This window comes from Streptomyces flavovariabilis (assembly GCF_000725785.1).
Lineage (GTDB): Bacteria > Actinomycetota > Actinomycetes > Streptomycetales > Streptomycetaceae > Streptomyces > Streptomyces hawaiiensis.
Window position 1 is genome coordinate 25,888 of sequence record NZ_JNXD01000005.1, and the last position, 20,018, is coordinate 45,905.

The window sequence follows — 20,018 nt, forward strand, 5'->3', positions numbered from 1 at the left end:
CCTACGCTGGACGTATGAGCGAGGACGACTACTGCCTGATCGACGCGACCAGGCCGCCCCGGGCGGACGGGCCGCCGTACGCGGAGTGCGTGCTGTGCCGGGAGCCGACGGAGTATCCCGAGTCGTACAAGGGCATCACGCTCTGCCCCGTCTGCGAGTGGCAGGAGGCGCAGCGCACCGCCTGCTCAGGGTGATCTGCGGGAGGCCAGCGCACCGGCCAGGGCCAGCGCCGCGGCAGCGATCAGGGCCGCCGCGGCCAGGGGCAGCAGCGGCAGCGGGACGGTGCCCTTCTGCGAGCCGGTGACCAGGCCCTGCACGGCCGCCTGCGCCGGTGAGCCGGTGGCCACCAGGGACAGCAGCGCCGCGAGCAGCAGGGCCAGGACGGCACGGCCCGGCGACCGCAGCAGGGGCCGGCTGGTGAGCGCGCCGACGGCCGTGCCGAGCAGGGCGCAGGCCAGCGCGGCGAGCAGCCCGGCCCCGCAGGCCGGGGCGAGCGGCACGCGGGTGCGGTGGTCGGAGGCGACGGGGTCGCTGAGCAGCGTCACGGCGAGGGTCGCGAGTGTGCCGAGCGCCGCCGCGCCGGCCAGGGCCACCAGCAGACAGGCCGTATGAGCCCGCGCGGGCCCGGCGGCCGCCGCCACGCAGCCGCGTGCCGCGTCGGGTTCGCCTGTGACGCAGATCCGCGCCAGCCAGGCGGCGACGGGCAGCAGCGCGGCGGCCGTGTAGCCGAGCGAGTCGAGCACGGGCTGCCCGGCCTGGATGCTGATGGCGAGGAAGGCCGCGTACAGCAGGAACGGCGGCAGCCAGCGCTGCGAACGCAGCAACAGGGCGGCGTGGTAGCGCATCAGGGCGGTCATCCCTGCCTCCCCGAAGCCGTCGCCTGCGGGGACACGCTCACCACGTGCCAGGGCGGACGGGCCGTCAGCAGGGTGCGCAGCAGGATGTCGGAGTGCGGGGCGGGGACGGTGAGGCGGTAGCTGCCCGGGGCGGTCTCGTCGGCCGTGGTGACCATCCGTCGCACGTCGTCGGGGAGCCGTCCGTCCGGCGGGCCCTGTACGTCGGCGGTGACCTGGGGGCCGGACGGGCCCGGCTCGGGCGACGCGCTCTCGACGAGGCCTGTGCCGCGCACCGCGTACGTCGCGTCGGGCAGGCCCGCGAGGCGGCTCGGGTCGTGGTCGACGAAGACCACGGATCCGCCCGCCGCCGTGCGTTCGGCGACCGCGCGCTCCAACTCGGCGCGCGCCTCGGTGTCCAGGCCGGTCCACGCCTCGTCCAGCACCAGGAGTTCGGGCTCCGCCAGCAGGGCCTGGGCGACCGCGACCTTCTGGCTGCTGCCCTTCGACAGCCGGGCCATCGGCGTCTCGGCGTACGCGGCGGCACCGAGTCGCTCCAGCCACTCCCCGGCGGCCCGGGCGGCCGCCGCCCGGGGCAGGCCGTGCACGGTGCCGAGATGGGTGAGGTATCCGGCAGCGGTGAAGGGCAGGGCCGGCGGGAACCGCTCGGGGACGTACGCCGTGCGCGGCCGGCCGGTGACACGGCCCTCGCTCGGCGCGTCGATGCCGGCGAGCAGCCGCAGCAGCGTGGACTTGCCGCTGCCGTTGGCGCCCTCGACGCGGACGAGCCGGCCCGGGGCCACCGCCAGGTCGACACCGCGCAGCACCCAGGGGCCGCGCAGACCGTAGCGGCGGCCCGCGTTCCGGAGGCACAGGTCGGGTCGCATGCGGCCATCCTGCACGATCTTCCGGCTGGCACACTGGGATTCGTGAGCGAAGACCCGACGCCCGTGAGTGACAGTCCCTTCCGGTCCGAGCCCTCGGCGCGCGACGAGGCACCGCAGTTCGTGCTGCCGCTCGTCGTGCGGATCGAGAAGGCGGAGCCGCCGGCGCGCACGGACGCGCTGGAGACGGCCGCGCGGGCCGTGCTGACGGTCCTGGCCGACGAGCGGTCGGCCGGCGAGGGCGAGTGGGCCGAGGCGGTGCGGGACTGGCAGGACGCCCGGATCCGCAAGGTGGTGCGGCGGGCACGCGGCGCCGAGTGGCGGCGGGCCGAGGCGCTGGACGGCATCACGATCACCGGCAAGTCGGCCGAGGTGCGGGTCTTCCCGCCCGTCCCGCTGAACGGCTGGCCCAAGGACCTGGCCAGGCTCCAGGTGTCCGGCACCGACCTGGACGACCCGGAGCCGCCGGTGGACGCGGACCCGGCCGCTCCCGTGCTGTGGCTGAACCCGGACCTCGGCATGTCGGCCGGCAAGGCGATGGCCCAGGCGGGACACGCCGCCCAACTGGCCTGGTGGGAGCTGTCCGACGAGGAGCGGACCGCCTGGCACGACGCGGGCTTCCCGCTGGCCGTCCGGACGGCCGACCCGGCCCGCTGGTCCGAACTGACGAGCATCGGGCTGCCGTTGGTCCGCGACGCGGGGTTCACGGAGATCGCGCCCGGCTCGTGCACGGTGGTCGCGGACCACCCGGCGCTGCGCCGTGAGCCGCACGGGGCGGGCGGGCCGGCGTCCACCCGTTCGGAGTAGCCGCAGGCGCGCCGGTCGCGGACGAGTGCTCCAGTGGGGTTACCAGTCGACCCGATCCAGGAGGCAGCCATGACCAGCGCCGCGCCCCCTCCGCCCGCCCCGCCCGCCTCCGACGACCGGACACCCGGCGGCCCCGGCCCGGGCGGCTCCGGTGACCCGTGGGCGGCCGGGGGTCTCGCTCTCGGCGGCATCCTGATGGTCGTCTACGGTCTCTTCGCGGTGCTCCAGGGCATCGCGGCGATCGCCGGGGACGAGGTGTACACGAGCTTCGGCCAGTACTCCTTCGAGTTCGACCTGACCGCGTGGGGCTGGATCCACGTGATCGTCGGTGTGCTCGTGGTGGCGGCCGGGCTCGGTCTGTTCGTCGGAGCCGCCTGGGCGCGGGTCGTGAGCGCGGTCGTGGTCGGCCTGGCGCTGATCGCGAACTTCCTCTGGCTGCCGTACCAGCCGTTCTGGTCGATCATCATGATCGTGACCGGTCTGTTCGTCCTCTGGTCGGTGTTCAACTACCGCTCCTCCCGCCCGGTGTAGGGCGGCCCCGGTCAGGACGGCGGGGGGCGCCGCTCGCGCTCCGCGACCACCGCGTGCATCCGCCGCGACAGCGCGGTGGCCGCCGCCGTGAGGAAGACGAACGTGTACAGGATCTGAGCGACGGCCACCAGCCGGGCCTCCTGCCCGCGCGGAGTGATGTCGCCGTAGCCGACGGTCGCGAGCGTGACGACGGTGAAGTACAGCGCGTCGATCCGGGTGCGCAGGCCGGTGAACTGGCCCGGCTGCTGGGCGAGCGCGTAGTAGCCGGACGAGAAGACCAGCACGGCCAGGCACATCAGCAGCGAGATCATGATGCCCGACCGGGCCCGGGGCTTCTCCAGCACGATGTCGCGCACGTGGCGCAGCAGCAGCGCGGCGACGAGTGCCAGGCACAGCACGAACAGCGGCCAGCCCAGCCAGGGACGGTCGGCGCCGAGCCCCTCCAGCGGCAGCAGGAAGTAGGCCGTGCCGACTGCCAGGAGCAAGGCTCCGGCCCCGATCCGCAGCCGTCGGACGGCGGCCTCCCCGGACTCCGGTTCCCGCTTGCGCGCGGGGCGCTGCGGCTGCTCGCTGCCTTCGGGCATAGCTCCGGTCTACGGCGTATCGGGGGGCGGCGCGATCCTTGCGCCTCCGTCGGTGGCGCGGAGGAGCGGGGCGCCGAACCTCAAATGTTGCTCTGAAGGCGGGCGGTGCGGGGTTCGGGGGCCGATGGCTGGGCCATACCCCCCTCACGTTCGAGGAACGGGCCGGGTGGAGGAGGGGACGATGGAGCGACTGGGGACGGGCATCGGGTGGCGACCTGAGATCGCGGACGCCGTGGAGCGGATGCCGGGGATCGACTGGGTCGAGGCGGTGGCCGAGAACATCTGCCCCGGGCACCTGCCCGACTCGCTGCGGCGGCTGCGCGAACGCGGCATCACCGTGGTGCCGCACGGCGTCTCGCTCGGCCTCGGGGGCGCGGACCGGCCCGACGCGGGCCGGCTGGCCGCACTGGCCGAGCGCGTGCAGACGCTCGGCTCCCCGCTGGTCACCGAACACATCGCGTTCGTACGGGCCGGCGGGTCGCTGACCGCGTCCCCGCGCCTGGAGGCGGGCCACCTGCTGCCCGTCCCCCGCACCCGGGACGCCCTGGACGTCCTGTGCGAGAACGTGCGCATCGCGCAGGATTCCCTGCCGGTGCCGCTGGCCGTCGAGAACATCGCCGCGCTGATCTGCTGGCCCGGCGAGGACATGACGGAGGGCCAGTTCCTGTACGACCTCGCCGACCGCACGGGCGTCCGCCTCCTCATCGACGTGGCCAACCTGCACACCAACCACGTCAACCGCGGCGAGGACCCGGCCAAGGCGCTCGCCGAGCTGCCCCTGGAGGCCATCGCCTACGTCCACGTCGCCGGCGGCTTCGAACGCGACGGCGTGTGGCACGACAGCCACGCCCACCCCGTCTCCCGGCCGGTCATCGACATCCTCACGGACCTCGCCTCCCGCGTCCGCCCCCCGGGTGTGCTCCTGGAACGGGACGAGAACTTCCCGGAACCGGCGGAACTGGAGAGCGAGCTCACCGCGATCCGCCGGGCGCTGGAGGCGGGGGCCGTCGAACGTGTGAAGGCGGAGTTCCGCTCGACGCTGGGCGCGGCCACACGACGGGCGGAGGCCGGGCCGGCCGAACGAGCGGCCCGTGACGTACCCGACGGCGGGCCCGGGACAGAGCGGCGCGCCAAGCCACCGGCGCGAGCCGCCACCGAGCGGCCGGCCGAGCCCCGGGGCGCCCAACCGGACGGCACCGGACGGCAGGAAGAGACCCGGCGCATCGCGGGCGAGCCGCTCGCGGAGGCGGGCGCCGGGGCAGGGGATGAGACCGGGGCGGTCGAGGCGACACGGGGCGCCTTCGGCCTGCCCCACCCATCGGGCGTCGACGGCGCCCGGCAGCGGCTCGGGCTGGCGCAGGCCGCGCTGCTGTCGGCGCTGGTCGCGGGGACACCCGTGCCCGAGGGGTTCGACCGGGCGCGGGTCGGTGTACAGGCGCGGGCACTCGCCGCGAAGCGGGCGGACGTCGTGGCGAAGGTCGCGCCCGAGCTGCCGGTGATCCTCGGAGAGGACTACCGCCCCGCGTTCCTCGGCTACGCCCAGACCCAGCCGATGACCGCCGGCTACCGGCGCGACGCCCTCACCTTCGCCGAGCACCTGCTGTCCGCCGGGCGCCCCGGGGACGCGCAGGCGCGGCGGGAACTACGGGAGTGGTGGCTGGAGCGGTCGGGGCCCTCCCCGCGCTCCCGGCGCCCGGTCCACCGACTCGCTCGCGCCACGCGCAAGGTCCTGCTGCGGCGTTGAGGGGCCCCCGCATCTCACTCGCGCCGCGAGCCCGGCCCGCCGGAGGCAGCGGCCCGCTTCTCCGGTACCGCGTCGCCCGCCAGAGCCTCGCCCCGGCCGTAGTGGTGCGTCGTGAACATGTAGATCAGGCCCGTCCCCACCACCACGGCGCCGCACAGCAGGACGATCCAGTTCTCCCACCAGGACTTCTCCGGAGTGCGGGCCCAGCAGATGTTGATGATGGCGAGGATGCCGTAGGCCAGTGCGGCGATGTTCACCGTGAGGCCCCAGCGGCCCAGGGTGAACTCCCCCGCTGGTTTCCAGCCCTTGAGCCGGGCGCGCAGCGCGGCCAGGACCACCATCTGGAACGAGCCGTAGATGCCGAGGATGGCGAACGAGACGATGTTGGTGAGGGCGTCCTCGGAGAGCAGTGAGGCGAAGGCGATGAGCAGCGGCACCGCCGCGGACACGAACAGCGCCCAGCTCGGCACCGCACGGGCGTGGGCGAACCGCCGCAGCAGCCGGTGTCCGACGATCATCTCGTCCCGGGCGTAGGAGTAGATGAGCCGCCCGGCCGCGGCCTGGAGGCTGATCGTGCAGGACAGGAAGGAGATCAGCACCACGGCCATCACCAGCCTGGCCCCGGTCTCGCCCATGGCGTCGTACAGCACGTCCACCACCGGGTCGGCCTGCTCGCCCGAGATGATCGCGTTGAAGTCCGTGACCGACAGCAGCAGCGACATACAGGTGAACGTGGCCGCCGCGCCGCCGATGTAGATGGTGCGGCGCATCGCGCGGGGGATGACCCGGCCCGGGTGGGCGACCTCCTCGGCGGTGTCGCCGCACGCCTCGAAGCCGTAGTACTGGTAGAGGCCGATGATGGCGGCTGCCAGGAACGCCGGCAGGTAGGAGCCGCCTCCCCCGGTGCCGTAGGTGTCGAAGATGACGCCGAGGCCCTGGTGACGGTGGGTGGCCAGCAGGTAGACGCCGACGACGAGGGCGCCGATGAGCTCGCCGGCGAAACCGATGAGCGCCGCCACCGACAACGCCTTGGTGCCCAGGTAGTTGATGAGGATGGCGACCACGATGAGCACGGCGGTGCACAGCACGGTGGTGTGCACGGTGGCTCTGAAGCCGAAGAGGATGGCGATGTAGGGGCCGGCGCCGTAGGCGACGGAGGTGATGGTCACCAGCAGCGCCCACATGTACACCCAGCCGGTCATCCACGCCCAGCGCTTGCCCCACAGCCGCCGGGCCCAGGGGTAGACACCGCCCGCGATCGGGTACTGGGCGACGATCTCGCCGAAGATCAGCGCGACGAGGAACTGGCCGCAGCCGGCGACCAGGAACGCCCAGATCATCGGCGGTCCGCCGTCGGCGATCGCGATGCCGAAGAGGGTGTAGGTGCCCACCACCGGGGAGAGGTAGGTGAAGCCGAGGGCGAAGTTGGCCCAGGGGCCCATGTCCTTGCGGAACTCCGAGCCGGGCTCCCCTCCCGGGGTGCCGGCGGCCGGTGCGGGAGGCTGTGCGGCGGTCACTGTCCGGCCCTGCGTTCCGCGGCCGGCGTGCGGCCGCTGATCAGGTCGGCGGCGCGCTCGGCCGTGAGCAGGACGGTCACCATGGGGTTGATCGTGGGCATCGTCGGGAACACCGACGCGTCGACGATCCGCACGCCCTCGAAGCCGCGCAGTCTCAACTCGGGGTCGCAGACGGCCAGCGGATCGTCCGGGGCTCCCATGCGGCAGGTGCCCGCGGGGTGGTAGACGGTGTGCGCCACGCGGCGGCCGTACTCCGACAGGTCGGCGTCGGAGACGACGTCCGGGCCGGGCGCGACCTCGCGGACGAGCCAGTCGCGCAACGGGGCGGTGGCGGCGACCTCGCGGGCGATCCTCAGACCGTCCACGATGGTGCGCTCGTCGTGCCCCTCCGGGTCGGTGAAATACCGGAAGTCCAGGGCGGGGTGCTCGGCGGGGTCGGCGCTGCGCAGCCACATGCGGCCGGTGGACCGGGCACGCGGCACGTTCGGCGTCATGCACACCCCGTGCTGCGGCACGGGGTAGCCCAGGCGTTCGGTGTTGACGGTGAACGGCACCTGGTAGAAGTGGAACATCAGGTCGGGGCGCGGCTGGCCCTGGTCTCGGCGCAGGAACAGTCCGGCGTCGGAGTCCATCGCGGAGTTGGGCGGCAGCGGGCCGTCGGTCTCCCAGACGATCACGGACTCGGGGTGGTCCAGCAGGTTCTCGCCCACGCCGGGCAGGTCGGCCCGTGCGTCGATGCCCAGCTTGCGCAGGTCGTAGGCCGGGCCGATGCCGGAGAGCATCAGCAGCCGCGGGGTGTCGATGGCTCCGGCACACAGCAGGAGTTCGCGCTCGGCACGGACCGTGGCGGGTCCGCCGTCGGCACCCCGGACGACGACCCGGGTCAGCCGTCCCGACTCGTCGGTGAGCAGCCGGTGGGCCCAGGTCTCCAGCAGCAGCGTGAGGTTGGGCCGGTCCAGCACCGGGTGGAGGTAGGCGACGGACGCGGAGGAGCGCAGGTTGCCCTCCGGCTGGTAGGCCAGCGAGAAGAAGCCGGTGCCGTCGGCGAAGGGTTCGGCGTTGAAGTCGTCGACGACGGGGACGCCGAGGGCGTGGGAGGCCGCGGTGACGAAGTCCTGGGCGATGGGATTGCGGTCGGCCTCGGCCACCGGGACGATCCGCGTGAGCAGCCGGTCGCGGTAGGGCAGGATCGTCGCCGGGTCCCAGCCGGAGCAGCCGTGGCCCACCCAGTCGTCGAGGTCCTGCGGCAGCGGCAGGAAGCTGATCAGCGTGTTGTGCGAGGAGCAGCCGCCGAGGACGCGGGCCCGTGAGTGCAGGATGTGGGAGTTGCCGCGCGGCTGCTCGACGGTGGTGTAGCCGTAGTCGAACTCCGAGCCGAGCAGGTTGATCCAGTTGCGCAGGCGCAGGATGCGCTCGTCGCCGACGTCGCTGGGGCCGCCCTCGATCACGCAGACGCGGCAGTCGGGGTCCTCGCTCAGCCGGGCGGCGAGCACGCAGCCGGCGGTGCCGCCGCCGACGATGACGTAGTCGTAGGCGGACTCGGCGCCGTGCGCGGGAGTGGTGGCCATGCCGTGCCTTTCATGGGTGGTGCGATGCGGCGTGCGGGTCAGCCCTTGAACCAGCCAGAGGGGGCGGGGGCCAGGTTCTGGTAGATGTGCTTGGCCTCCTGGTACTCGCGCAGTCCCGTCGGGCCGAGCTCGCGTCCGACGCCGGAGCGGCCGAAGCCGCCCCACTCGGCCTGCGGTACGTAGGGGTGGAAGTCGTTGATCCACACGGTGCCGTGCCGCAGCCGCTGGGCGACGCGCTGGGCGCGGCTCGCGTCGGAGGTCCACACACCGCCGGCGAGGCCGTAGCGGGTGTCGTTGGCCAGTTCCACCGCCTCGTCCTCGCCGCGGAAGCGCTCGACGGTGACGACCGGGCCGAAGACCTCCTCCTGGACGATGCGCATGGACCGGTCGCAGTCGGCGAAGATCGTCGGCAGCAGGAAGAAGCCGCGGCTCAGGGCGTCGTCGTCGGGGCGGGTGCCTCCGGTGACGAGCCGGGCGCCCTCCTCCTTGCCGAGGGCGATGTAGCCCTCGACCTTCTCGCGGTGCTCGGCGGAGCTGAGCGGGCCGCTTTCGGTGCCCTCCTCCAGGCCGTTGCCGAGCCTGATCGCCCGGGCCCGCTCGGCGTAGGCCTCGACGAAACGGTCGTGCAGTGAGTCCTCGACGAGCAGGCGCGAACCGGCCGAGCAGACCTGCCCGGAGTGCAGGAACGCGGCGTCGAGGGCGTAGTCGACGGCGGCGTCGAAGTCGGCGTCCGCGAAGACGATGTTGGGGTTCTTGCCACCCAGTTCGAGGGCGATGTTCCGCGGCCCCTCGGCGGCGCTGGCCATGATGGCCCGTCCGGTGTTCAGACCGCCGGTGAAGGAGACCAGGTCGACGTCGGGGTGGCCGGTCAGAGCCGCGCCGACGGTCGCGCCGGAGCCCAGCACCAGGTTGGCGACGCCGGGCGGTGCGCCGGCCTCCTCGATGAGCCGGATCATGGCGATGGTGGTGAGCGGGGTGGTCTCGCTGGGCTTGAGGACGAAGGTGTTGCCGGCGGCCAGGGCGGGGGCGACCTTCCAGGAGGCCTGGAGCAGCGGGTAGTTCCAGGGGGCGATGAGCGCGCACACGCCGATCGGCTGGTAGACGACGCGGCTGAGGACGTCCGGGCCGACGTCGACGACCCGGCCGCCGTCCTTGCCGGCGAGTTCGGCGTAGTAGCGGAAGGCGTTCGCCACGTCCTCCACGTCGATCCGGGCCTCGGTGAGCGTCTTGCCGGTGTCGAGCGTCTCGGTGCGGGCGATGTCCTCCCGGTCGCGCAACAGCAGGTCGTGGACGCGCAGCAGGAGGTCGGCCCGGCGGCGGGAGGGGGCGTTTGCCCAGTCCTCCTCGGCGAAGGCGCGCCGGGCGGCGCGCACCGCGCGTTCGACGTCGGTGGCGTCGGCCTCGTCGACGGTGGTGACGACCGAGGCGTCGTAGGGGTTGACGACCTCGCGCCGGCCCCCGGCAGCCGCCTGCGTCCACTCACCGTCGATGTACAGCTCACCCACCGCGGGGCCTCCTTCGCGTCCGCCGGAGCCCGATCGGCTCGACGGTCAGCAACATGGCCCATCAGGCGTGCGGCGGCCACGGGGCACACCGCCGCGACGGCGTCCGGGCAGCCCAGAGGACCCGGGTGGGCTAGTCGCCCGGCCGGCGGGCGGAGCCGTAGCAGGAGGGACCATGCGACCGGCCCGGACTGAAGCGGAACGTCACATACCGACAACACTCCGTCCGGATGGTGAACGAGGCATGGTGTTTCCGCGACCGTGTCACATACAAACAACATATGCTCTGGGTTCTTTTCCTGCTGGCGGCGTGGGCCGTGGCCGGCACGGCGTGCACACGTCTGTGCCTGGCCGCCGTACGCGCCGCAGCCGTACACACGGACACCGGCCGGGGTCGTGAACTCACGCTGTACGAGGCCGCGTTCCTCTCCGGCGGTCCCCGGCGGGTCGCCGACGTGACCCTGGTCGCCATGGCCCGCCAGCGCCGTCTGCTCCTGGCCCACACCGGCTGGGCGACGGTCGTCGACCCGCGCGGGCGGGACGAGATGGAGCGCTCGGTGATAGGGGCCATCGGTCCCGAGGGGCAGTCCCGTATCGCGCCGGTGCGGGCCACGGCAGCGACGGCGGACGCGGTGCGCGGGATCGCGGAGGGGCTGGTGCGCGCGGGGCTCGCGGTGCCGGACAGCGCCCGTACGACGGTCGCGACGGCTGTCCGGCAGGTGCGCGGGGCGGCCGTCGCCGTCCTCGGGCTGGGCGTGACCGCGCTGCTGACGCCCGTTCCGCCGGACATGCCGCGGCACCTGGTCGCCCTGTGGTTCGCGCTGCCGCTCGCCCTGGCGTTGAGCTGCCTGGCCGTCGCGCGGGTCGAGATCCACCCGTACTCGCGCTGGGCCTCCCCGGCCGGCCAGCGGCTGCTCGGCGCGCTGACCCGGACCGCGGACGGCGCCGCCGACGACCGTACGTACCTCACCTCGGTGGCCGTGCGGGGCGTCCGCGCGATCGGCGAACCGGAGCTGCGCGCCGCGTTCACGCACCGCGAGTCGCACGACTGACGGTAGGGGGCGCACAGGAGGCACGGGGCCCGACACCGGCCGTCGGTGCTTGCCTTCCCCCGTCGCCGAACGAAACATCCCTTTCGTCGCCACCGTGCATCGAAGGGACACACGATGAGAGCCGCCCTGCTCTACTCGGCCGCCGGGTCCTTGCTGCTGAGCACCCTCACCGGGGGGCCGGACACCGAGGACCGGACGGGGTCGGCCGAGATGCGCGGCACCGCCGTGGCCGCCGCGCGCGCGAAAGCGGCCGGTGTCGACTTCGGCCCGTGCCCCGACACGCAGGACCTGCCCGGCAGCATGCGGTGCGGCACGGTGAGCGTCCCGCTGGACTACGCCGACCCGGACGGCAAGCGGATCGAACTCTCCGTCAGCAGGGCCCGGGCCACGCGGAAGAACCCGCAGAACGGCAAGGACTCGGTCCGCCGGCAGGGCGCCCTCCTCTACAACCCGGGCGGGCCGGGCGCCACCGGTCTGTACTTCCCCCTCGTCGGCCTGCTTCCCGAGTGGAAGCGGATCGCGGCCGCCTACGACCTCGTCGGCTACGCGCCGCGCGGAGTCGGCCGTTCGGCGCCGCTGTCGTGCAGGGACCCGAAGCAGTTCCTCAAGGGGCCCTCGCAGGCGCCGGCCCACCCCTCGGAGGCGTACAAGCGGGAACGCATCGCACAGGCGAAGGCGTACGCGCGCGGCTGCGCCGAGCGGTCGGGCGACGCGCTGCGGCACTACCACTCGCTGAACAACGCCCGCGACCTCGACGTGCTGCGCGCCGCGCTCGGCGAGGAACGGCTGACCTTCATGGGGTCGTCGTACGGCACGTACTTCGGGGCCCTGTACGCGACGCTGTTCCCCGCGCACGTACGGCGGATGGTGTTCGACTCGGTGGTCCACCCCGACCCCGCGCGGATCTGGTACCGCAACAACCTCGCCCAGTCGGCGGCGTTCGAGGGCCGCTGGGCGGACTTCCGGGCGTGGATCGCCCGGCACGACGACGTGTACGGGCTGGGCAGAACCGCGCGGGAGGTGCTGCGCAGCTACGAGCGGGCGAGTACGAAGCTGGCCGCCGAGCCGGCGGGCGGGAAGGTCGGGCCGGGGCAGTTGCAGGGGGCGTTCCTGCAGGCCGGGTACTACGACGACCAGTGGCCGCACCGCGCGCACGCGCTGTCGAAGTACCTCAAGGGCGATCCCGGTCCGCTGGTCGAGCAGGCGGAGCAGCACCCGGAAGCGGCGGCCGAGGCGGAGAACTCACGCGCGGTCTACCTGGCCGTCGAGTGCAACGACGCCCCCTGGCCCACGGACTGGAAGGTGTGGGACCGGGACAACACCCGCCTCGCGCGGGTGGCGCCCTTCGAGACCTGGGACAACGTGTGGATGAACCTGCCATGTGCCTACTGGAAGGCGCCCCGGCAGCGGCCGCTCGACGTGGCCGCCGGGCCGGGCGAGCTGCCGCCGACGCTGATCCTGGCCGCCGAGCGCGACGCCGCCACGCCGTACGACGGCGCCCTCGAACTCCGCGACCGCCTCGCGGGCTCGGTCCTGGTGACGGAGCGGGACGCCGGGGCCCACGGTCTTGCGGGCGGGGCGAACGCCTGCGTCAACGGGCACATGGAGGCGTATCTGCTTCAGGGCCGGCTGCCGGGACGGAGCGCGCGGTGCGCCCCGCACGCCGAGCCGAAGCCGGCGGCCCCGGGCCGGGCCGGGGCCGCGGAGCGCATCCGCTGATCAGGCCAGGCCGGCGACCAGCTCGGCGATGTCCTTGCGTCGGCCCGTGTAGAACGGCACTTCCTCGCGGACGTGCCGGCGGGCCTCCGAGGCACGCAGGTGACGCATGAGGTCGACGATGCGGTACAGCTCGTCGGCCTCGAAGGCGAGGATCCACTCGTAGTCGCCCAGGGAGAACGAGGCGACGGTGTTGGCGCGCACGTCGGGGAAGCCGCGGGCCATCTTGCCGTGGTCGGCGAGCATGCGGCGGCGGTCCTCGTCGGGCAGCAGGTACCAGTCGTAGGAGCGCACGAAGGGGTAGACGCTCACGTAGTCGCGGGGCGTCTCGTCGGCGAGGAACGCCGGGATGTGCGCGCGGTTGAACTCGGCGGGGCGGTGCAGCGCCATGTTCGACCAGACGGGTTCCAGGGCGCGGCCCAGCTTCGTCCGCCGGAAGAGGTTGTACGCCTCCTGCAGCGCGTCGCTGGTCTCCGCGTGCCACCAGATCATGAGGTCGGCGTCGGCGCGCAGGCCCGAGACGTCGTAGGTGCCGCGGATCGTCACGTCCTTGGCGGCGAGCTGGTCGAACAGCTCCTGGACCTCGTCGGCGTACCCGGCGCGGTCCTCGGGAAGGACGTCCTTCAGCTTGAAGACGGACCAGAGCGTGTAGCGGATGACCTCGTTCAGGTCCTTGGCCAGCTTGCCCTTGTTCGGGATCCTGCCGGACTCGGGGGTAGGGGCGTCGTTGCTCATGGCCTTATTCTCCTGCTCCGCCGTGCAGGCTTTGCACCGGGTTGGCGGTGAGCTGCTGCACACCGCGCAGGTCCCCCTGGATCTGGTCCGCGGCCGCGTACGCGCTCGCGATGCAGGCGGGGATGCCGACGCCGTCGTACGGGGCGCCGCAGACGGCGAGGCCGGGCAGCACGGCGATGTGCTCGCGGATGCGGGCCACGCGCGCGTGGTGGCCGACGGGGTACTGGGGCAGGCCGTCGTCCCAGCGGGTGACGAGAGTCGCGACGGGCGTGGCGTCGAGGCCCGTCGCCGCCTTCAGGTCCTGCCGGGACACCTCGACCAGTTCGCTGTCGTCGCGCTGGAGGATCTCCGTCTCGCCGTACCGCCCGACGGAGGTGCGCAGGACGGCCAGGTCCGGGTTCTCGTCGGCGATCCAGCCCCACTTCTGCGAGGCGAACGTGGACGCCTTGATGGTGCGCCCGTCGACCGGCGGCACGAGAAAGCCGCTGCCTTGCGGGAGGTCCGTCTCGGCGCGGCGGTAGGCGAGGGTGACCAGGGCCATGGAGGCGTACTCGACGCCGTCGAGCTCGGCGGCGGCCCCGGGGGTCTCGGCGCGCAGCAGCCGGGCGGCGACGGGGGCGGGGGCGGCGACGACCACGGCGTCCGCGAGCAACTCCCGCTCACCGGAGCGGACCCGCCAGCCGCCCTCGGGGGTGCGGCGCAGCTCCGTCACCGGCGTCCGGGTGAGGATCCGGCCCCCGCGCGCCCGGACCGAGTCGGCCACCGCGAGGGGCAGGGTGCCGATGCCGCCCCGGATGCCCGTGAACACCGGGCCGGTCTGCCGGGCCGCGGCCGCCTTGGCCTGGAACTCGCGCACCCCTGCCGTCAGGGACGTGTGACTCCGCGCCACCTGGAAGAGCTGCGGGACGGCCGAGCGCATGGAGAGACGGTAGGCGTCGCCCGCGTACACCCCGCCCAGCATGGGCTCCAGCAGGCGGTCGACGACCTCGCGGCCGAGGCGCTCCGCCACGTACTCCCCCACCGCCACGTCGTCGCCGACCTCGGTGCGGGGCAGCTCGGCGTCCCGCTCGATGCGGGCGAGGCCCTCCTCGGACACCACGCCGGCCAGGGCGGACGCGGTGCCGGGCACGCCCATCACATGCCCCTTGGGGAAGGGGCGCAGCGTGCCGCGGGTCCAGAGCGAGGCCGTCGCCGTGGCCGGAGGCTGGAGGCGGTCGGCGAGACCCACCTCGCGCGCGAGCGCCACCGCCTCAGGGCGGCGGGCCAGCATCGACTCGGCGCCGAGGTCCACGCGGGCGCCCGCGATCTCCCCGGGCAGCAGCTTGCCGCCGACCCGGCCGGAGGCCTCCAGCACGGTCACCCGCGCCCCGCGCTCCAGCAGCCGGTGCGCGGCGGCCAGTCCCGCGATGCCCGCCCCGATGACGACGATCTGCCCTTGAACTTCGCGCATGCCCCCAGCCTCTCAGACCCCGCGGACAGCGCCGCCGCGCCCCGGTGTCCTGCACGAGTCCCGACCGTGACCGCATCGGAACCGTCCCGGGCCAAACGTCCGGCGTCTCCCGGGCGTCGAAGAAGCGTCAGCCGAACCGAACCCCGGGGGAAGCCCACATGCGCACACGACGACCCGCCCGCCACCCCGCTCCGGCTCTCGCCGCGCTCCTGCTGGCCGCGGCCCTCGCGCTCACGGGATGCAGCGGCGCGGGAGAGGACTCCGCCGGCAGCAGCGCCGCCGACCGGGGAGTCGCCGCCCCGCAAGGGGACGACAAGGGCGGCGCGAAAGAGGCCGCCCCCGGCGGCGCCGGAAGCGGAGCCAGGGCGACCGCGCCGCCGAAGCTCCCCACGAGCCACATCATCCGCACGGCCTCGCTGACCGTGCAGGTCAAGGACGTCCCGAAGGCCCTGGAGGAGGCCCGCACCGGCACCGAGAACGCGGGTGGTTACGTCGGCAACGAGACCACCACCCGGGACTCCGAGGGCCGCGAGCGCACCCGCGTCGTGCTGCGCGTGCCCGTCGAGAAGTACGACGAGGTCCTCACCGGGCTGGAGGGCGCCGGCAAGCTCCTCGACCGCAGCGCGAAGGCCGAGGACGTCACCGACCAGGTCGTGGACGTGGAGAGCCGGATCAAGTCCCAGCGCGCGAGTGTGGCCCGGATCCGCGAACTGATGGACCAGGCCACCAAGCTCAGTGACGTGGTGACGCTGGAGGGCGAGCTGAGCACCCGCCAGGCCGACCTGGAGGCGCTGCTCGCAAGGCAGGAGTCCCTGAAGGACCGCACCAGCCTGGCCACCATCGCCCTGTCGCTGTCCGAGACCCCGGTGAAGAAGGAGGCCAAGGACGACGACCCTGGGTTCGTGGACGCGCTCGCGGGCGGCTGGAACGCCTTCGTGACGATGCTGCGCTGGCTCGCGGTGGCCTTCGGCGCGGTGCTGCCGTTCGCGGCGGTGGCGGCCCTGATCGTGCTGCTGTGGCTGCGTGTCGTACGCCCCCGGCTGCGGCGCCGCCCCGAGCCCGCACCCATGACGACCGCGCTGGGCCCGCTGCCGACGGCCCGCCCGGCGCCGGAGTCCACGCAGCCGCGAACCCCGGGCGAGCGGGACTGAACTGCCCTGCTCCCGTAGCGTGTCCGCATGAACATGAGCCGCACACGGGAGCGACTGGTCGTCATCGGCGGCGACGCCGCGGGCATGTCCGCGGCGTCGCAGGCGCGCCGTCTGAAGGGCCCCGACGAGCTGGAGATCGTGGCGTTCGAACGGGGCCACTTCACGTCGTACTCGGCGTGCGGCATCCCCTACTGGGTCGGCGGCGACGTCACCGACCGGGACCAGCTCATCGCCCGCACCCCGGAGGAGCACCGCGCCCGGGACATCGACGTGCGGCTGCGCACGGAGGTCACGGAACTCGACGTCGACGGGCGGCGGGTACGCGCGCGTGACGTCGACTCCGGCGAGGAGTCCTGGACGTCGTACGACAAGCTCGTGATCGCGACCGGCGCCCGGCCGATCCGGCCCGACATGCCCGGGGCCGACGCGGCCGGGGTGCACGGCGTGCAGACGCTGGACGACGGCCAGGCCCTTCTCGACACGCTGGAACGCACGCGTGGCCGGCGCGCGGTGGTCGTCGGGGCCGGCTACATCGGCGTGGAGATGGCCGAGGCGCTCATCAACCGCGGCTACGAGGTGACGGTCGTCAACCGCGGCAGCGAACCCATGTCGACCCTCGACCCGGACATGGGCTGCCTGGTGCACGAGGCCATGGAGGGCCTGGGCATCACGATGGTGAACGAAGCCGAGGTCACGAAGATCCTGACCGGCGACAAGGGGGCCGTGCGGGCGGTGGTCACGCAGGACGGCGAGTTCCCGGCGGACGTCGTCGTGCTCGGCATCGGCGTCCGACCCGAGACGACCCTCGCAGAGGCCGCCGGACTCCCCCTGGGCCCGCACGGCGGTCTCCTCACGGACCGCTCGATGCGGGTGCGCGGCCACGAGAACATCTGGTCCGGCGGCGACTGCGTCGAGGTTCTGGACCTGGTCTCCGGCCAGGACCGGCACATCCCGCTCGGCACCCACGCCAACAAGCACGGCCAGGTCATCGGCACCAACGTCGGCGGCGGTTACGCCACTTTCCCGGGCGTGGTCGGCACGGCGGTCAGCAAGGTCTGCGACCTGGAGATCGCCCGTACGGGCCTGCGCGAGAAGGACGCCCGCCGCGTCGGGCTCCGCTTCGAGTCGGTCACCATCGAGTCGACCAGCCGCGCGGGCTACTACCCGAACTCCTCCCCCATGACGGTCAAGATGCTCGCCGAGCACCGCACGGGCCGCCTGCTCGGCGTGCAGATCGTCGGCAGAGAGGGCGCGGGCAAGCGGGTCGACATCGCGGCGGTCGCCCTGACCGCGGGCATGACGGCGGAGCAGATGACGACCCTGGACCTGGGCTACGCCCCGCCGTTCTCCCCGGTGTGGGACCCGGTCCTGGTAGCGGCCCGCAAGGCGGCGGCAAAGGTCCGCGGTTCGTTGTAAGGGCAGTTGGACGATCGCCGTCAGGGGCGCGGGGCTGTATCGATGTGCGGCTCCGCCGTGTGGGCGCGAACGGCCACGACGGACCCGCACCCGGCAGCGCACCCACCCCCCTGCGGCGAAGCCCCTACGCGGTCCCGGCCGTGCCGTTGATCCGGTCGATGGCCTGCCGGGCCTGCTCCGCCGGCGGCCGCGACGGCAAGGAGGACACCGACGCCGAAGCCGTCACCGCGGGCGGCTGCTCCCCCGCCGGCTTCGCGTGCGAAGCCACCCGGGTCGACCGCAACCGGTGGCTCACCGCCTCCTCCAGCGTCACGGGCCGCCGCAACTGGGTCGCCAGCCGTCCCGCGTCCTGGCCCAGGCGGGCCACGTCCTCCCAGGGCAGCCGCACCACCAGCGTCAGCTCCGCCTCGCCGTCGGGCAGCGCGTGCATCGCGGGGGTCACTCGGTCGTTCATCGCCTGTTCCTCACGTCGGCCCCGCGACCCGCCTTCCCCGCGCCGCGGGCGGTTGCCGAGACATACGCACGACCGTACGGCCGCGTTCACCGCACCGGCCGATCCGGCTTCCGCGTCAGCGGGCGGTCTGTGTGTGCACGTGCTCCACGAGCCGGGTCAGCGCGTCCGGGTCCGTGGACGGCATGACGCCGTGACCGAGGTTGAAGATGTGGCCCTCGAGGTCCTTCGCCGAGTCCAGGACCTCGAGGGTCTTGGCCTCGACGGCCTCCGTGGGGGCGAACAGCACGGTCGGGTCGAGGTTGCCCTGGAGCGCCTTGCCGGGGCCGACCCGGCGGGCGGCCTCGTCCATCGGGACGCGCCAGTCGACGCCGACGACGTCCGCGCCGGCCTCGCTCATGAGCGGGAGCAGCTCGCCGGTGCCGACCCCGAAGTGGATGCGCGGGACGCCGTAGCCGGCCACGGCCTCGAAGACCTTCGCCGACGCGGGCAGCACCGAGCGCCGGTAGTCGACGGGGGCCAGCGCACCCGCCCAGGAGTCGAACAGCTGGACCGCCGAGGCGCCCGCCTCGATCTGCACCTTCAGGAACGCGGCGGTGATGTCCGCGAGGCGGTCGAGCAGGTCGGCCCACAGCCCGGGGTCGCCATACATCATCGCCTTGGCGTTCTCGTACGTGCGGGACGGGCCGCCCTCGACGAGGTAGCTGGCGAGGGTGAAGGGTGCGCCGGCGAAACCGATGAGGGGCGTGGCGCCGAGCTCACGGGTGAGCAGCCCGATGGCCTCGGTGACGTAGGAGACGTCCTCGGGAGTCAGGTCCCGCAGCTGCGCGAGGTCCGCGCGGGCGCGGATCGGACTCTCGACGACGGGGCCGATGCCGGGCTTGATGTCGAGGTCGACGCCGATGGCCTTGAGCGGGACGACGATGTCGCTGAAGTAGATCGCCGCGTCCACGCCGTGCCGGCGCACCGGCTGCAGCGTGATCTCGGTGACCAGTTCGGGCCGCATGCAGGACTCGAGCATCCCGATGCCCTCGCGCACCTTGCGGTACTCCGGCAGTGAGCGCCCGGCCTGCCGCATGAACCACACCGGCGTGTGCGGCACGGGCTCGCGCCGGCAGGCCTTGAGGAAGGCGGATTCGTACGGGGCGGACGGCTGCTGGGCCCGAGGGGCGTCGTTGGCACTCACGGGGCCAAGTTTCGCACGGCGCCGGACGGTGTGATTCAGCCCCTGGAGAGGCGCGGGGTGTCTAGCCCCGCACCCGGGCTCCGGTCCCCGTAATCTTCCCGCATGGCTGCGGCTCAGGGACGACTGTCGGACGGCGCTGGCGGAATGGACGAAGCGAAGGACACCGAGAACGACCGGCGGGAGGCGGACTCCGCCCCGCTGCCCTTCCGGGCCGCCGTCGACGCGCTGAGGGCGGCGCGGCTGCGACCCCAGATCGAGGTCGAGCCGACGCCCCCGCCGAAGCGGCTCGCCCCGTACAGCTACGCGCTGGAGGCCGCGGTCGTCGACGGCGACCAGGACCTGGCCGACGGACGGCTGGTGCTGCTGCACGACCCGGCCGGGCACGACGCCTGGCGGGGCACGTTCCGGCTGGTGACACTGGTGCGCGCGGAGCTGGAGCCGGAGATGGCGGCGGACCCGCTGCTGCCGGAGGTGTGCTGGTCCTGGCTGACCGGCGCGCTCCAGACGCGTGGGCTGACGTACGGGGAACCGAGCGGCACCGTCACGCGCGCGAGCTCCCACTACTTCGGCGGGCTGTCCGCGCGCCCGGCCGCCTCGCAGATCGAGATCCGCGCGTCGTGGACGCCGCGCGAAGGCCTGGGCGGAGTACCGGACACGGCCGCCCATCTGGCGTCGTGGTGCGATCTGCTCGCGCAGATCGCGGGGCTGCCCCCGGCCGGGCCCGGGGACGCGTCGATCGTGACGCTGCCTCAGCGGCGAGGGCCGCAGTCCCGCTGATCGACCTCTGATCGACCCTTGATCCACCCCTGACCGCCCCGCACTGATCGACCTTGTGCGGGGCGGTCAACCATGTGCGGTCGACGATCACACCTGAGTCCCCCTCTTGGCCGA

19 protein-coding genes are annotated in these 20,018 nt (G+C 73.5%); 9 read left to right on the forward strand and 10 right to left on the reverse strand.

Going from position 1 to position 20,018, the window contains the following annotated elements; all coding sequences use genetic code 11:
* Positions 1-14 precede the first annotated feature (14 nt).
* The gene (locus IO24_RS0110905; RefSeq protein WP_010034064.1) at positions 15-194 is read left to right on the forward strand and encodes a hypothetical protein; all 180 of its coding nucleotides are present in this window, start codon (positions 15-17) and stop codon (positions 192-194) included.
* Here the strand turns inward: IO24_RS0110905 and IO24_RS0110910 are convergent.
* Positions 186-857, reverse strand: a complete 672-nt coding sequence (locus IO24_RS0110910) for a hypothetical protein (protein WP_031134449.1) — start codon at positions 855-857, stop codon at positions 186-188. The two genes, IO24_RS0110905 and IO24_RS0110910, sit on opposite strands and share 9 nt — an antisense overlap.
* Positions 854-1,720, reverse strand: coding sequence for an ABC transporter ATP-binding protein (locus IO24_RS0110915; protein ID WP_031134450.1), 867 nt, complete (start codon positions 1,718-1,720; stop codon positions 854-856). The genes IO24_RS0110910 and IO24_RS0110915 overlap by 4 nt, the downstream gene beginning before the upstream one ends.
* A 42-nt stretch (positions 1,721-1,762) precedes the next feature.
* On the opposite strand from IO24_RS0110915, the gene IO24_RS0110920 reads away from it, so the two are divergent.
* Positions 1,763-2,524, forward strand: a complete 762-nt coding sequence (locus IO24_RS0110920) for a peptidyl-tRNA hydrolase (RefSeq protein WP_045296075.1) — start codon at positions 1,763-1,765, stop codon at positions 2,522-2,524.
* A 69-nt stretch (positions 2,525-2,593) separates the two neighbouring features.
* A complete protein-coding gene (locus IO24_RS0110925; protein WP_031134453.1) occupies positions 2,594-3,055 on the forward strand; it encodes a DUF7144 family membrane protein in 462 nt (153 codons plus the stop codon).
* An 11-nt stretch (positions 3,056-3,066) separates the two neighbouring features.
* Here the strand turns inward: IO24_RS0110925 and IO24_RS0110930 are convergent, their stop codons facing one another.
* The gene (locus tag IO24_RS0110930) at positions 3,067-3,639 is read right to left on the reverse strand and encodes a potassium channel family protein (RefSeq protein ID WP_031134455.1); all 573 of its coding nucleotides are present in this window, start codon (positions 3,637-3,639) and stop codon (positions 3,067-3,069) included.
* A 181-nt stretch (positions 3,640-3,820) separates the two neighbouring features.
* Between IO24_RS0110930 and IO24_RS0110935 the strand changes: the two genes are divergently transcribed.
* Positions 3,821-5,383: an MbnB/TglH/ChrH family RiPP precursor modification enzyme gene (locus IO24_RS0110935; protein WP_031134457.1), complete on the forward strand. Its 1,563-nt coding sequence runs from the start codon at positions 3,821-3,823 to the stop codon at positions 5,381-5,383.
* Positions 5,384-5,397: 14 nt separating this feature from the next.
* On the opposite strand, the gene IO24_RS0110940 is transcribed toward IO24_RS0110935, so the two are convergent.
* The 3 genes from IO24_RS0110940 to IO24_RS0110950 are packed head-to-tail and all read right to left on the reverse strand — an operon-like array spanning position 5,398 to position 9,973.
* A complete protein-coding gene (locus tag IO24_RS0110940) occupies positions 5,398-6,900 on the reverse strand; it encodes an APC family permease (protein ID WP_045296077.1) in 1,503 nt (500 codons plus the stop codon).
* A complete protein-coding gene (locus IO24_RS0110945) occupies positions 6,897-8,468 on the reverse strand; it encodes a GMC family oxidoreductase (RefSeq protein ID WP_031134461.1) in 1,572 nt (523 codons plus the stop codon). Before IO24_RS0110945 ends, IO24_RS0110940 begins: the two co-directional genes overlap by 4 nt.
* 38 nt (positions 8,469-8,506) lie before the next feature.
* Positions 8,507-9,973 carry an aldehyde dehydrogenase family protein gene (locus tag IO24_RS0110950; protein ID WP_031134462.1) on the reverse strand — a complete coding sequence of 489 codons (1,467 nt, stop codon included), beginning with the start codon at positions 9,971-9,973 and terminating at the stop codon, positions 8,507-8,509.
* A 278-nt stretch (positions 9,974-10,251) separates the two neighbouring features.
* Here IO24_RS0110950 and IO24_RS0110955 point away from each other — a divergent pair, with 278 nt between their 5' ends.
* The gene (locus IO24_RS0110955; protein WP_031134464.1) at positions 10,252-11,022 is read left to right on the forward strand and encodes a TIGR04222 domain-containing membrane protein; all 771 of its coding nucleotides are present in this window, start codon (positions 10,252-10,254) and stop codon (positions 11,020-11,022) included.
* Positions 11,023-11,136: 114 nt separating this feature from the next.
* Complete coding sequence (locus IO24_RS0110960; protein ID WP_031134466.1) at positions 11,137-12,741, forward strand: alpha/beta hydrolase; 1,605 nt, start codon at positions 11,137-11,139, stop codon at positions 12,739-12,741.
* Here the strand turns inward: IO24_RS0110960 and hemQ are convergent, their stop codons facing one another.
* Complete coding sequence (gene hemQ, locus IO24_RS0110965; protein ID WP_031134468.1) at positions 12,742-13,473, reverse strand: hydrogen peroxide-dependent heme synthase; 732 nt, start codon at positions 13,471-13,473, stop codon at positions 12,742-12,744. It abuts the gene before it with no gap.
* Positions 13,474-13,477: 4 nt separating this feature from the next.
* Positions 13,478-14,923 carry a protoporphyrinogen oxidase gene (gene hemG, locus IO24_RS0110970; protein ID WP_031134470.1) on the reverse strand — a complete coding sequence of 482 codons (1,446 nt, stop codon included), beginning with the start codon at positions 14,921-14,923 and terminating at the stop codon, positions 13,478-13,480.
* A 158-nt stretch (positions 14,924-15,081) separates the two neighbouring features.
* Between hemG and IO24_RS0110975 the strand changes: the two genes are divergently transcribed.
* Complete coding sequence (locus IO24_RS0110975) at positions 15,082-16,074, forward strand: DUF4349 domain-containing protein (RefSeq protein ID WP_031134471.1); 993 nt, start codon at positions 15,082-15,084, stop codon at positions 16,072-16,074.
* Positions 16,075-16,101: 27 nt separating this feature from the next.
* Positions 16,102-17,490: an FAD-dependent oxidoreductase gene (locus tag IO24_RS0110980; protein ID WP_031134472.1), complete on the forward strand. Its 1,389-nt coding sequence runs from the start codon at positions 16,102-16,104 to the stop codon at positions 17,488-17,490.
* Positions 17,491-17,614: 124 nt separating this feature from the next.
* Here the strand turns inward: IO24_RS0110980 and IO24_RS0110985 are convergent, their stop codons facing one another.
* A complete protein-coding gene (locus tag IO24_RS0110985; RefSeq protein WP_031134473.1) occupies positions 17,615-17,944 on the reverse strand; it encodes a hypothetical protein in 330 nt (109 codons plus the stop codon).
* A gap of 115 nt (positions 17,945-18,059) precedes the next feature.
* Positions 18,060-19,127 (reverse strand): uroporphyrinogen decarboxylase, encoded by a 1,068-nt coding sequence (gene hemE, locus IO24_RS0110990; RefSeq protein ID WP_031134475.1) that lies wholly within the window; start codon positions 19,125-19,127, stop codon positions 18,060-18,062.
* Between the two features lie 102 nt (positions 19,128-19,229).
* Here hemE and IO24_RS0110995 point away from each other — a divergent pair, with 102 nt between their 5' ends.
* A complete protein-coding gene (locus tag IO24_RS0110995; RefSeq protein ID WP_078899169.1) occupies positions 19,230-19,904 on the forward strand; it encodes a DUF3000 domain-containing protein in 675 nt (224 codons plus the stop codon).
* The last annotated feature ends 114 nt before the right edge of the window (positions 19,905-20,018 follow it).

What these genes read in the sequence shown, in the direction of transcription:
- IO24_RS0110910 (WP_031134449.1), bottom strand. Translation starts at nt 857, where the DNA reads ATGACCGCCCTGATGCGCTACCACGCCGCCCTGTTGCTGCGTTCGCAG.
- IO24_RS0110955 (WP_031134464.1), top strand. Translation starts at nt 10,252, where the DNA reads ATGCTCTGGGTTCTTTTCCTGCTGGCGGCGTGGGCCGTGGCCGGCACG.
- IO24_RS0110960 (WP_031134466.1), top strand. Translation starts at nt 11,137, where the DNA reads ATGAGAGCCGCCCTGCTCTACTCGGCCGCCGGGTCCTTGCTGCTGAGC.
- IO24_RS0110995 (WP_078899169.1), top strand. Translation starts at nt 19,230, where the DNA reads ATGGCTGCGGCTCAGGGACGACTGTCGGACGGCGCTGGCGGAATGGAC.
- IO24_RS0110925 (WP_031134453.1), top strand. Translation starts at nt 2,594, where the DNA reads ATGACCAGCGCCGCGCCCCCTCCGCCCGCCCCGCCCGCCTCCGACGAC.
- IO24_RS0110930 (WP_031134455.1), bottom strand. Translation starts at nt 3,639, where the DNA reads ATGCCCGAAGGCAGCGAGCAGCCGCAGCGCCCCGCGCGCAAGCGGGAA.
- hemQ (WP_031134468.1), bottom strand. Translation starts at nt 13,473, where the DNA reads ATGAGCAACGACGCCCCTACCCCCGAGTCCGGCAGGATCCCGAACAAG.
- IO24_RS0110935 (WP_031134457.1), top strand. Translation starts at nt 3,821, where the DNA reads ATGGAGCGACTGGGGACGGGCATCGGGTGGCGACCTGAGATCGCGGAC.
- IO24_RS0110985 (WP_031134473.1), bottom strand. Translation starts at nt 17,944, where the DNA reads ATGAACGACCGAGTGACCCCCGCGATGCACGCGCTGCCCGACGGCGAG.
- IO24_RS0110905 (WP_010034064.1), top strand. Translation starts at nt 15, where the DNA reads ATGAGCGAGGACGACTACTGCCTGATCGACGCGACCAGGCCGCCCCGG.
- IO24_RS0110980 (WP_031134472.1), top strand. Translation starts at nt 16,102, where the DNA reads ATGAACATGAGCCGCACACGGGAGCGACTGGTCGTCATCGGCGGCGAC.
- IO24_RS0110945 (WP_031134461.1), bottom strand. Translation starts at nt 8,468, where the DNA reads ATGGCCACCACTCCCGCGCACGGCGCCGAGTCCGCCTACGACTACGTC.
- hemG (WP_031134470.1), bottom strand. Translation starts at nt 14,923, where the DNA reads ATGCGCGAAGTTCAAGGGCAGATCGTCGTCATCGGGGCGGGCATCGCG.
- IO24_RS0110975 (WP_031134471.1), top strand. Translation starts at nt 15,082, where the DNA reads ATGCGCACACGACGACCCGCCCGCCACCCCGCTCCGGCTCTCGCCGCG.
- IO24_RS0110915 (WP_031134450.1), bottom strand. Translation starts at nt 1,720, where the DNA reads ATGCGACCCGACCTGTGCCTCCGGAACGCGGGCCGCCGCTACGGTCTG.